Below are 12,648 nucleotides of genomic sequence, written 5' to 3' on the forward strand. Positions count from 1 at the left end.
GCTCTCGTCACCCGGGCGACATCATCCCGGAATGGTGGGCGACATCATCTCGGAACGGGTGGGCGACTTCAAATCGGAATGGTGGGCGAGATCATCTCGGAATACTGGGCGACATCGATCGGAATCCGCACGAATAGTACACGTCGACGAACCCGCTGGATCGAAGTTCTGAGATGAATTGGCGAGGCGAATAGCCGCACCGTGCCTGTCGAGGAGGCGGTGCAGGCGTGATCGGCAAGCCCTTAGTCGCGCTTCAGCTACCACATGCCCCATCCCCAGGCGAGGACGTCGCCTTGGGCTTCACGCTTTCAATTGAGGGGACGGCGATATCGATGATCCCTCTGTTTCCTTGGAAGCTTGCAGTTTACGTCGTGGTGCGTCGCTCACGGTTCTTCTTTTTCTCAATAGCGGACGGTTTCAGAACAAGCTCTTGGGCTGGAAGGCCAAGTACGAACAGAAGGCCCGCTAAGTTTGCTCTGGGATTACTTGCGGCTTTGCCGCATATGTGGCCTCGGGCTTGGTGGGTGAGCCACTCCTTCGATCGGCTTCTCGCCTACGGCGGCCTTCGCCGCCGGTAATCTCCAATTTATCGAAACCACGAATTGCTTGGCAGGAGGAGGTTAGCGTCCGCGACAGCTATTTTGAGATCCCGCACTCGTGCTTGGCGACCCAAGTCCTTGGTGTCGGCAGCGAGCTCATCAAGCTGCGCAAATGTTCGCTTAAAGCTTGCTGCGGCCTTCTCCCAATGCGACTGGTCATCGGTTGCCAAGGCCGTCCATACATGCATCCGAGCTTCCAATACGCGCTTTTCGATGCGCTCGTCTTACCACGTGATCTTTTTGGCGGACCACGGTCGCCAACGATCCGCTCGCGCTTCGGGAGGCATGGATCGAGTAGCCGCCAATTGCTGCGGTCATCAGAAGGAGCAATCCGAAAACCAACCATCAGCCGACCGGCGATTTTGGTATTTGCAAGCACTTGCTATGGCTTTCTGCTAGTGGAAGGTTGCCTTGCTTAGAATGCTCGCGTGCAGCGACCTGATCGCCCGGTGAAAACGTCAGCTATAGACAGGACGATTTCAGTTTGGCGAGTTCGAGGTTGCGCTCAATCAGATCGAGACTGGTTTCAAGGTTGGCCCCAGCTGAAGCGTCGCCAATCTTTTGTATGGCGGCTCGTATCTGACGATGAGTCTGCTCCAGCGTGGCGATGGCATGATCAATCGTGAGCTTGGCGTTCGCTTGAATGGATTTAAGCCGTGGATTTGGATTTGCACATCGACCGGAATCACACGCCATCGGGAATGGCACTACCGGCGTGTCACACTTGCCAAGGACGGTCGTTTCTGCTGCTTCAAGAGTGGCCCGCACCGGCGCGCTCGGTCGACGAAACTCCACAACATTGGGCATTTCGAACCTCGATCAAAGCGCATCCAAAATCACGCGCGCGCAGTCATGCTGATAGATCCGCGCGGGAATGGAATTACATGCGCAGCAACGCTTGTTGGTTCGGGTTGTAAGGCTGGCCCAGTTAATAAACTTCTTTAAATGCAGGTCGTCCGCTTTGCCCGCAACAAACGATCGACGGCATACATCCTGTAACATTTGCGAGATGCAACTTGAAGCACGAAGCTGAATTCCAGCGCCCGGCCATCGAGCCGTGCAGAAAATTTTCAAGGAAGGCGGCATAAACGCACCGAGAAAGCAATACATGATCTCGCGTACACACTACTTGGTTTCGAGCGTCTGATCCGGCCGCAAAACGATCGCACAAAAAAGTTCGTTGCCGACAGGCCGTCGACGAAGGCTGTACGTCAACCGACACATTCAGGTTCGAAGTCGGCGACCACTTTCGAAGCAGCCCGCGGGCCCGGCAGTGGATGTTATCGCGTACGTGCTCATCACTTTCTCACTTTCGATAGAGCGGTGCAGACACTTGGAGAGAGCAAATCGCCCAATTGAAGTCGCAAACGGAGTCCGCGAAAGAAGTACCGTGTGCAAGCTTCGCACTGCTGCGGGTCCTCTTCCAGCCCGCGCGACTAAGGCGGGCCGTTCGGCGATCGCACGAGAGGATTTTATGCGCATGTAGCGCCTTGCAAGAGCATGATGTTCTGCCGAGCCGGCTGATGGGTGACATCACCGATACAGAAAATGGCACTAGGCAAAGCAGTTAATCGGCCAAGAATGGCCAGTCCAGGTAACCCCAACCCAGGTTAGCCAATGCAGAAGCCAACACGCGGTCCCCACGTCGACGACATTGCGCCGTCAGGTGCGCTACTTACCCACCCGCCCTTCCATCTTCGTGAGGCTGAGCGAGCTGAACTCGGCATTCTCTTAGCCACGGCCTGACAGGAAGCGACGGCGCCTATCGGCGGAAGGCGCCGATCGTGTTGCGCAGCCCGGGGGGCCGCAGGCCTCGGAACATCGCACTTCTCCTTGTGCGGCGAGAACACGGACTTTCATCTAAATGGTAGGCGATAGCCAGTGTTTTAATCGATCGAGGAATGGCAAGCTTCGAGACATGAAGCCTCGTGCGCTACTGGCCTGGAACGTCCGTCGGATCCGCATCAAACGTGGTATGTCGCAGGAACGATTGGCTCGCACGGCGGGGATCGATCGTTCCTACTTGGCCGGTCTTGAGCGCCAATCGAAAAGTCCGACGATTGATGTTCTCGATCGAATTTCCGAAGCGCTCGGCGTTCATCCGTCCGATCTCTTTGTTGAGCCGTCGAGCTGTGCGAGCATTCTCAAGATTTCGCCCCGGCCTAAGCGGCCGCGTCTGCTTCGCAACAACGGGTAGCCATTCATACGCGACGGGAGAGCAACACAGCCATCTCGATAACGCGACGCCGGTCGGCAGGATTATGCAGCGCTCAGAATGTTTTCCCATGAGGCACGTCTCTTCGAAGGCATAGCGCGAAGCCATAATGACTGCACGATACGCTTTGGTATCTAATCCCGACAGGTTCTTTGGCCGAATCGACGCAAGCCGCTCGCTCGCTACCGCGCCCTGGAGGCCGCGCCTCGCGAGCGGCCTGCTCAGACTCGCGGCAGCTGATTCAGGAGATAGTGCGCGGCACAATTACGATAATACGCACATTGTCATCTGAGCCAAGGTCATACGATTTCTCGAAGTGAGCACGACAGATATCGAATGCATGCGTGCCTATTCCATCCTTCCAATCCTGGCACCGCAGAAGCGCGCCACGGACTCTCTCCAATTTGGATTTACGGAACAACGACTTACAGATGGATGAGATCTGCTGCCCTCTCTCCGATCATAATAGACGTGGCGTTGGTATTCCCCGCGATATGACGAGGAAAGATGGAGGCGTCCGCAACCCACAAATTCTCAGTTCCTCTCACTCTGAGAGAAGGCGTGAGAACCGCACGATCGTCTGTTCCCATGCGGCAAGTTCCGACGGGATGAAAGAAGGGGACAGTCGCTTTCCGAATATACGCTTCATCTGCCTGCCGCCCGGCCCCTGGTACGGGTGCGTCCCTGAACTTGACGACCTGAGAGCCGAACGGGGGCTTAGAGCAGATCTTCCGGACCCAATCCAATCCCCGCATAACTCCCTCAAAATCATCAGGATGTTCAAGCAAGCGCGGAAAGATGGCGATTGGAGCGAGAGGATCGTTCGATCTTAGTTCGAGATGCCCCGTGCTTTTCGGATAATTGACGTTCACCAGGATGGTCACCAGGTTAGCTCTCGGGGTTTTCAGTCTTCCATTCTCCTTGGTGAGGCCGAACGGGAAGAGGTGAAATTGCAGATCCGGCTCAGCAAGCTCAGGCGTCGATCTGAGAAAGGCGAGGACTTGCGCCGTGGGCACGCTCATGAACCCCGACCGTTTGAAGACCCACTCCGCCAAGGCGAGTGTTCCCCTTACGGGATGCGACAGTGCATTCGCGGTCTCTACATCGAGTTCGGCAAGGACATACAGGCCCGGGTGCTCCATCAAATTCCGTCCAACCTCAGGACTTTCCACGCGGGGAGCAATGCCATGTCTGGTGAGATGACGGGGATCACCGACACCGGAAAGCATCAACAAGTGCGGGGAATTGATCGAGCCCGCGGAAAGAATAACACCTTTTCTTGCGATGACATCGAGGTGTTGTCCGCGATGCGTGGCGGCAACACCCCTCGCGCGCGTCTTGTCAAACAGAATGTGGCGAACGATGGTATCATCCAAGAACTTCAGATCAGTTGCTGACAGCTTTGGCCTTATGAAAGCCTCGAAGGCCGAAAGCCGACGCCCGTCGCGCGTCGATCCTTGGTTCCAGGCAACTCCCTCGTGCGAGGCACCATTCAAATCCTCATTGAAGGGAATGCCAGCGGCTTGAACGCTGTCGATAAACTTCTGTGAAATGGGGTGACGCCAACGTAAAGCTGAGGCCCGTTGAGGTCCGAGCCCTCCGCGAAATTGATTGTCTCTGTCCTCATCCGCCGTCTCCATTTTTCGGAAGTACGGCAACACGTCCTTCCATCCCCATCCTCTGTTGCCCAGCGCCTCCCAAGCGTCATAGTCCCGCGCGGCCCCGCGGATGAAGATCATCCCATTTATGGCAGATGAACCTCCCGGCACCTTGCCACGAGGCCAGTCCTCGACCACGCCGCCCCTGCTCGGATCTGGCTCCGTCTTGTAAGCCCAGTCGTACCGTCTATTCCCGATCGTATAGACGAGGGCACCCGGAACATGAGACAGATTGAGACGCTCCTTCTTCCCGGCTTCCAGCAACAGGACCGATTGTTTTCGCTCAACCAATCGCGCCGCCAGAGGACATCCCGCACTTCCGGATCCTACGACAATGTAGTCAAACTCCATGCTGTTCACTCTCCGAATAGGAGCGCCATTGGATGGCCGCGCAATCCTGCAAAGTCATTGATGGTGCGGGTCTATTTCTGTCAGATGGCAAGCAGCCAATTCATCGCGTCCGCGTGCCGCGAGCGGCGGATCATCAATGGCGCACTTATCGAGCGCGAACGGGCAGCGTGGTCTAAAACTGCAGCCTGCTGGGATGTGGATTGGGTTGGGCGGCTCACCTTCCAGGAGGTAGGTCTCAGCCTTGAAAGGACGTTCCTCAACCGCCGGTACCGCGCTCAAGAGCGCACGGGTATAGGGGTGTCTCGGCTCGATGAAGGTGGTCCGATTGTCAGCCACTTCCACCACGCGCCCCAGATACATCACGGCGATGCGATTGCAGGCTCGCCGCACCATCCCAAGATCGTGTGAGATGTAGATGTAGGTAATTCCGCGTTGGTCCTGAAGCCGCTGAAAAAGGGCGAGCAGCTTGCGCTGCTCGACCTGGTCGAGCGCCGATAGCGTCTCATCAAGAATGAGCAACTCGGGATCGAGAACGAGGGCCCGGGCGATACTCACACGTTGACGCTGCCCGGCGCTCAATCCGACCGGAAGTTTGCCGAACAGGTCGAGAGACAGTCCGACTTCCTGCATGGTCGCCGCAACCCGATCGCGGATCTCGGAACGCGACAACCCTCCATGGACGTAGAGAGGTTCGGCGATGGTTCGCCCGATCGAAAGATGAGGCGGAATGGAGCTAAACGGATCTTGCAGGAGAAGCTGGAATTTCCTTCGGAGCGCCAATAGGCGCTTGGCCTTCATAGACGCGATATCTTCGCCCATGAACAAGATCTGCCCTGAATCCGGGACCTCCAGGCGGCTCAGGAGACGCGAAAGCGTTGACTTCCCGCACCCCGATTCGCCGACGATCGCCAAATTGTCACCTCGTCGAACGTCGAACGAAGCGTCCCGCACCGCGTGCACGAACTGGTTTGCAAACAGCTTGTTTCTATCCCTCGCGGGATAAATCCGGCTGACGTTTCGCACCGACAGAATGACATCATTTGCGGCAGGTGACACCTCATCTGCAACGGCTTCAGTCGAGCTCTGCCATATGCGGGGGATGTCCGCTATCAACTGCTTTGTATAGGCATGTTGCGGAGCCGCGATCAATTGCTGAACGCTTTGCGTCTCGACGACGCGGCCGCCTGCGAGAACAAGAACCCGGTGCGCGATTTCGTTGATGACCCCGAAAGAAGATGAAACGAACAGAATCGCCGTCTTGAAATCCCGCTGCAACTCGCGCAGGAGCCGAAGGATTTGAGCAGCGACGGTAACGTCAAGAGGTTGCGTAATGTTGTCGGCGACCAGAAGGTCCGGGTTCGTCACGAGCGCATCCACGATCAGGGCGCGTTGCATCATTCCGCCGCTGAACTGGAACGGAAACTCCTCAAATCGCTGTTTCGCGCCGGGCATCTTTACGGCATCGAGCAGGCGTATGACACGTCCCTCTGCCTCGCCGTTGGAGATATCAGGCTCGATGGATTTGAGTTTTTCGACGATTTGCCGGCCAACCGGAAGGGTTGGATCGAGAGCACTGGCGGGATCGGAGCCTATGTAGGCAATCTTGCGCCCACGGAGCGCCTGCATTTTTGCCCGGGGTAGTCTCAGAAGATCGTTGCCGCGATAACTGATAGCGCCCGATTCGATTTCGAGTGGGCTGGTGACCCACCTGACAAGCGCCCGCGACAGCACCGTCTTTCCCGAGCCGCTCTCGCCGATGATGCCGAGCACTTCGTTTTCATCGACACTCAGATTGACATCGGTGAGCACGGCGCGCGTTCCGCGCGGCCCGAGATCAAGGGCGACGGTCAGATTGCGGACATCAAGAATGTTGACCGGCGATATCATTCGAATCCTAGCAAGATCTTGTTGCGAGATCGCTCGAGAGCTCCTCCCATGATGTTGATGCAACAGAGTGTGATCGCGAGCAGGAGGCCTGGCACCGTGGTGATCCACCAGGCATTCAAAATGTACTTCGTGCCGTCAGCGATGATGGTGCCGAATGTCGGCGTGGGCGGCTGAATGCCGATCCCGATAAAGCCCAGCACAGCCTCGAAAATCATCATGCGGGCAATGTCCAGGATTGCGACAAAGGCGATCGGAGGCAATATGTTGGGCGCGATATGAACGAGCAGGACCCGCGCGTCTGAGGCGCCGATAATCTTTGTCGCTCGAACATATTCTTTGCGGCGCTCGGACAGGGTCACACTGCGCGCTACGCGAGAATACGCCGGCCAGCCGGCAAGAATCAGAACAAGGATGATGGCCAGCGGAGTGGGACGTGAAACGCCGAGAACTGTGATCGCCAGAATGATCGCGGGAATCGACATCTGCGCGTCTGTGATCCGCATCAAGAGCAAGCCGGCCCATCCGCCGAAATAGCCTGAGATCATGCCAATGGCTGAGCCAAGGATGAACATTCCCGCAACGCTCGTGATGCCGATCAGCAGGGCATTCCGAAGACCGATGAGGGAGCGGGTAAACAGATCACGGCCGAGTTGATCGGTGCCAAACAGATAAGGCCAGCTCGAAAGATCCAGCAGTGCCGGTGGCAGGAATTTCTTGCTGACATTGAATTGGGTCGGCGACAGATTGAGAATGTAGGGTCCCAGGACAGAAAGGATGATCAGCAGGCAAAACAGGGCAAATCCAATCCTGAACTCAGTTGTTCGCCATGCCTGCACGAAGATGCTGGCCGCGATGCCGCGACCTCGTGTTGCCGCAGGGCTGTCGGTCCTGGCCGAAAGTTCCGTCGATGCTAGTATTGGAGCCTCCTGTCGATCGCCATCGCTGCAAAGTCGACGAGAATATTGAGCATCACCAAGGTCGCACAGGCGAGGATCGCGATGGCCTGGATAACTGGGAAATCCCGTTGGAAGACCGCGTTGATCATCAAAAGGCCAACGCCGGGATAGTTGAAGACGTATTCGACGACGAACAGACCACCAAGCAAAACCCCAATGGCCTGTATCCCGAGTACATTGAGGACGGGGATGCTCGAATTGCGCAGCACGTGCGCGACAATCATTCGGCTGCGCGAGAGACCGCGAATCTCACCCTGCGACACGTATGGCTCGACAAGATTTCCGCTCACCGAGACCGAGACGGACCGAATGAGGGTCGGAGCAAGTTCGATCGCGAGAACAATGGCGGGCAAGATTGCGTAGCTCGGCCCCTGATAGCCGATCGCCGGCAGCCATCCGGCCTTGGCGGAGACGAGAAAGATGAGAACGAGGGCCAACCATACATTGGGGAGTGAGACCAGGACGGAAGCCAAATGCAGTGCAAGCCGATCCGGCCATCGTCCTGATCTCAAGCCCGCGGCTATGCCGATCGGGAGCGCGATTGCCAAGGCAAACAGGAATGCAAGGCCAGCAAGGAGCAGGCTGAAGGGTAGACTGGTTGTGATGAGGCCCAAAACGGATGCACGGTTGGCGGCATCGAAAGTCGAGCCGCCTCGCGAGCCGCCAGTGCTGCCGCCTTGTGCGCTTCTGACGAAAGAGCTCCCGAAATCCCCCGTCAGGATTTGCGCGACATAGCGGCCGAATTGAACCGGGATTGGATCCCTCAGGCCCATATCTTTGGCGGTCTGCTCTGCGACAGATACTGACGCCATTGGCCCCAGCATCATACGCACAGGGTCGCCGGGAACGACGCGCAGCAGCGTAAAGATGAGCATCGTCACGACGACGACCAATACCAACCCTTGTGCAAGGCGCCGAGCGAAGAAGTCGAGCGCAAACAGCATGTCGGCTCCTGGCCTCCCAAAGACTTTTGCTGCGGCCCCTTTAGCTCAGGTCCGCCTTGCTCAGGTCAATCGGCCCGTTTGGGAAATAGTATGCCCCCGTCAGATTCCTGGCTGCGGCATGGAAGGTCACGGCGGAAAAGAGCGACAAGCTCGGAACCTTGTTTGCGAGAGTGGGAAACGTCTCATTCTTGCAAATACTGCGGCGCTCTTCCGGGTTTGTAGCGGCGCGTTCCTTGTCTAGCACCGCGTCAATTTCCCGGTCGTTGATCCCGGTGATCAGCGCGGCGCTTGAATGCCAGTTCGGTCGAAGCACGAGATCCGGCTCCGGCGATCCGGTCATCCAGCCGACGTCGCACATGTGGCCCTGGCCCTGGCCGTCAGCGCGGCGATAGATCGCCTGCTCCCACGCGGCCGGTTCAAGAACAGTCAGGCGAACATCAAGCCCCTGTTCTGCGAGCATCGCTGTGATCAGCTCGCCATACTCTTTCGTCTTCGGATAGAACCCGATCGAGGTGATATATTCGAGTTGCGGCAGCCCCCTTCCCTTGGGAAACCCTGCCTCGGCGAGAAGCTTCTGGCAGGCATCCGGATCGAACTTGGGATAATCAGGAATGTCCGTGAAGCCGAACTTGGTCGGCGAAATATAGCAGTTAGACGGTGTGGCCGCCTCGCCCATCAGCGACAGGATTTGATCGCGGTCGATGGCGTGGCAAACTGCGCGGCGAATGCGTGCGTCGTTGAAGGGAGGCTTGTTGCACCGGAAGTGCAAATATTTGTTTTCGGTCGTCAGCGCCCTGTGGGTGGTGACTTTCGGGTTGCTTGACAACGAGGCGTATTGCTCGGGCTCCAGTCGTTCGGCAATGTGATATTCGCCGTTCAACAGGCCCAGCGCGCGCGTGTTGGCGTCCGGAACGTAGGCATAGACGATCCGATCGATCTTGGGACGTCCGCCGCGGAATTCATCATTCGCTTCGAGGCTGTTCCTGTCTCCCTGCGTGCCCGCATATTTGAAGGCGTTCGTGCCGTTCGGGCGCTTTTGGAGGAGCGCGGGATCGGCAATATCCTTTGCCGACAGGATTGGAAGGAAGCTCGAAATGAACCAGAAGGCAGACGCGGGGTAGCCGTGTTTTTCGGTCTTCAACCGGACCGTCAGTTTGTCGACGACCTCGACATCAACGCGGCCCGGATAGAGGGCGGATGCCGGGCGCGCCGGATTGGAGGCATACTCCATGGTCGCCTTAACATCTTCAGCACCGAACTCCTTGCCATCGTGGAATTTGACGCCGTCCCGAAGCTTGAACTCCAGGGTGTGCGCATCGATCAGCTTCCAACTGGTGGCGAGGTCCGGGGTCAGCTCTTCAGACTTACCCGCCCGCATTTCGCAGCGTGTCAGATGATTGAATACGAACTTTTCGAACTTCAACTGCCCCAGGGTCGTGTGAGAGGTCGGATCCCAATTGCCGGTGACCGGGCCCATCGACGCCAGCACGAGGGTTTTACTTTGCGCCGCCTTCGCTGGGAGCGGTTTGAGACCCGCTCCGCTAGCCACGGCAACTGCTCCGGCTCCTGCAAGCAACTCTCTCCGTGTTACCATTTCGAGTCCCCTCTTCTTGGGTTAGACGCGCAAACAGCGCGCTTGATGAGCGCTCTCTTCACATAAATTGGTCCAGGACCGCGCTTTCCAGCGCGATGCTGATCTGCTTCATCTCGCCCGCGAGCTGATCAGGCAGGCCTGCGTGAACCTTCGTGCCTTCACGAAGAGCGCAATTGCGCGCAGCAGCGCGGCTAGGTGATGGTCCGCCGACGACGCTGTTGAGACGAATGTAACTATGGCCCATGTCACAACGCCTCCGTCCTTCAGGCAACGCGGTAGCGGTTGATCACACCTGGATCAGGGTCGAGGCCAAGCCCCGGCCCCGTCGGCACGGCAACCTTTCCATTGACCGGAAGCGTAGCACCGCCGTAGATCTCGGCCTCGAAGTCGCAATAGAGCCGCTCGAGCATCGGGACTGATCGCTGCGCCGCATTGAGGTGTATGGTCGCGACCTGGCCGGGGCCGAAGATTGCACAATGCGGCACGAATTCGATTGATTCAGCCTGACAAAGCGATGCGATCTTCACGAGCTCGGAAATACCGCCAGCTTTCGCGACATCAGGCTGCGCAATGTCGATGGCCCCTGCGGCGATCATCGCAACAAAATCATGCAGGCTGCCGGCATTTTCGCCGGCGGCGATGTGGTGCCGCCCGGTTGAACGAATGCGGGCCAGCCCAGCATAGTTCTCCGGTGGCCAGACCGGCTCCTCCAGCCAGTACAGATTGAGAGGCTCGAGAAGCCGATCGTATTTGAGCGCCTCCGCCACCGGCCATGGGCAATTGGTATCCAGCATGACGGCGGCCTGCGCCCCTGCGGCTTCGACGGCGGCGTGGATTTCGTCCGCGGTGATCTCGTGCAACTTGATGTAACGATATCCGCGCTCAATTGCCTGCCGGGTGGCCCTGACGACATCGGCGCAATTGCCGTAGCGCATCAGACTGGCATAGACCTCGACTTCGCTGGCGAATGCACCGCCTAGCAATGCGGTGAGCGGCAGTCCGGAGATCTTGCCGAGGATGTCCCACAGGGCGATGTCGACCGCGGAGACGCCATAGATGATAGGGCCCACGCGGCCAAAATTCTGGAGCCGGAATTCCACATCATACTTGATCTTGCCGATTTCCAGGGCGCTCCTGCCGATCACGAGCGGTAACACGCGCGTCTCGATCATCGCCTTCAGCGACTTGTCCTCGCACCGCGAGAAGGCTTCGCCCCACCCCACGATGCCCTGTTCGGTTTCCAGTCTCACCAACAGCGTGTCGAACTGCAGTTTCGGCGCTCCGCCGAAGCTCCAAGGCGGCACTCCGCCGGATTCGAACGGAATCGATACCAGGATCGCATCCGCCTTTACGATCTTGTGAGAGGCGGCTGACGACGAGAGGCGCTGCAGACCGGCGAAGCTAACGCCCTTGGTTTCGGAAATGCGCAAGCACGGCCTCGCTCAACTGCTGATTGTCGACAATTAACAAACAACACGAATTCTCTGGTGTCAATGGCGAATGTTCGCCAATATCCGCCGTGACTCAGAACGAACATTCCGCAAACGCGGTTGGAGGAAGAATGGCTGCTAAGATCATCTCGGGATTAGTCGAGAAGCGGAGTTTGGACCGTGCGGCTGCCGACGTTATCCGCCAGACGATCACCAGTGGCGGCCTCGCGCCGGGAAAGCGCCTGACAGAAACCGAACTGTCCACGGAGCTCAACGTGTCGCGGGGTACGATAAGGGCGGCGTTGCAGCGGCTGATGAGCGAGGGCCTGGTGAAGCAGAAGCCTTACTCGGGCTGGGAGGTCGCGAGCTTGACATCCAAGGATGCATGGGAGCTCTACACACTTCGATCCAGCCTCGAGGGCCTGGCCGCACAGCTCGCTGCCGCCAACCCGAATCGGAGGCAACCGATGGAGGCGGCTTACGACGACATGAAGGCCGCCGCAAAAAGCCGCAACCAGAAGCGGATTAACGATAGTGATCTCGCGCTTCACAAGACGATCGTTGTCCTTTCGGGACACAACCGCCTTGCCGATCATTACGGCTTAGTCGAACATCAGGTTTGCATGTACATGGCCTCTTCAAACGCAATCCTTGAACGGCCCGACATGGTCATCGCGAACCACGAGAAAATGGTCAACGCGCTGCTCAGGGGCGATGCGGCCGCCTCCGAACGTTACGCACGCGAGCACAACAAGACCTCAGGCGAGCTTCTGGTTAGGCACCTTCAGGAGACGGAAGCCAAACAGACCAACAAAGTGGCTTCGCGCAAGCTCTAGGGAGGGAAGGCATTGCAGTCAGCGTCCGCAAAATTCGCGGAGCCGGCTGGGCCGGATCATTTGGCGACATTCGCCGCAGGATCGAGAGAGAGAGAGAGAGAGAGAGAGAGAGAGAGAGAGAGAGAGAGAGAGAGAGAGAGAGAGAGACCGAATTCATCAGACGGTAAGTAGCCTGTAG

At 57.8% G+C, this 12,648-nt stretch carries 9 protein-coding genes; 2 read left to right on the forward strand and 7 right to left on the reverse strand.

All coding sequences use genetic code 11. The features are described 5' to 3' along the window. Positions 1 to 1,061 precede the first annotated feature (1,061 nt). Positions 1,062 to 1,406, reverse strand: coding sequence for a hypothetical protein (locus tag XF30_RS37610; protein ID WP_146207642.1), 345 nt, complete (start codon positions 1,404 to 1,406; stop codon positions 1,062 to 1,064). Between the two features lie 1,111 nt (positions 1,407 to 2,517). On the opposite strand from XF30_RS37610, the gene XF30_RS00245 reads away from it, so the two are divergent. Next, positions 2,518 to 2,796, forward strand: a complete 279-nt coding sequence (locus tag XF30_RS00245) for a helix-turn-helix domain-containing protein (RefSeq protein ID WP_109141590.1) — start codon at positions 2,518 to 2,520, stop codon at positions 2,794 to 2,796. A gap of 443 nt (positions 2,797 to 3,239) precedes the next feature. On the opposite strand, the gene XF30_RS00250 is transcribed toward XF30_RS00245, so the two are convergent. The 6 genes from XF30_RS00250 to XF30_RS00275 form a co-directional block, all read right to left on the reverse strand. Continuing rightward, the gene (locus XF30_RS00250) at positions 3,240 to 4,823 is read right to left on the reverse strand and encodes a GMC family oxidoreductase (RefSeq protein ID WP_146207643.1); all 1,584 of its coding nucleotides are present in this window, start codon (positions 4,821 to 4,823) and stop codon (positions 3,240 to 3,242) included. Positions 4,824 to 4,877: 54 nt separating this feature from the next. Continuing rightward, positions 4,878 to 6,710 (reverse strand): dipeptide ABC transporter ATP-binding protein, encoded by a 1,833-nt coding sequence (locus XF30_RS00255; RefSeq protein WP_225130566.1) that lies wholly within the window; start codon positions 6,708 to 6,710, stop codon positions 4,878 to 4,880. Continuing rightward, on the reverse strand, positions 6,707 to 7,627 hold the full coding sequence (locus XF30_RS00260; RefSeq protein WP_109141592.1) for an ABC transporter permease: 921 nt from the start codon (positions 7,625 to 7,627) through the stop codon (positions 6,707 to 6,709). The genes XF30_RS00255 and XF30_RS00260 overlap by 4 nt, the downstream gene beginning before the upstream one ends. Continuing rightward, positions 7,621 to 8,607: an ABC transporter permease gene (locus XF30_RS00265; RefSeq protein WP_109145498.1), complete on the reverse strand. Its 987-nt coding sequence runs from the start codon at positions 8,605 to 8,607 to the stop codon at positions 7,621 to 7,623. The genes XF30_RS00260 and XF30_RS00265 overlap by 7 nt, the downstream gene beginning before the upstream one ends. 43 nt (positions 8,608 to 8,650) lie before the next feature. Continuing rightward, the gene (locus XF30_RS00270) at positions 8,651 to 10,204 is read right to left on the reverse strand and encodes an ABC transporter substrate-binding protein (protein WP_109141593.1); all 1,554 of its coding nucleotides are present in this window, start codon (positions 10,202 to 10,204) and stop codon (positions 8,651 to 8,653) included. A 263-nt stretch (positions 10,205 to 10,467) separates the two neighbouring features. After that, positions 10,468 to 11,634 (reverse strand): mandelate racemase/muconate lactonizing enzyme family protein, encoded by a 1,167-nt coding sequence (locus XF30_RS00275; protein WP_109141594.1) that lies wholly within the window; start codon positions 11,632 to 11,634, stop codon positions 10,468 to 10,470. Positions 11,635 to 11,765: 131 nt separating this feature from the next. Between XF30_RS00275 and XF30_RS00280 the strand changes: the two genes are divergently transcribed. Next, positions 11,766 to 12,470, forward strand: a complete 705-nt coding sequence (locus tag XF30_RS00280; protein WP_109141595.1) for a GntR family transcriptional regulator — start codon at positions 11,766 to 11,768, stop codon at positions 12,468 to 12,470. Positions 12,471 to 12,648 lie beyond the last annotated feature (178 nt).

The sequence above is a fragment of the Bradyrhizobium sp. SUTN9-2 genome (assembly GCF_003122645.1).
In the GTDB taxonomy this organism is placed as follows: domain Bacteria; phylum Pseudomonadota; class Alphaproteobacteria; order Rhizobiales; family Xanthobacteraceae; genus Bradyrhizobium; species Bradyrhizobium yuanmingense.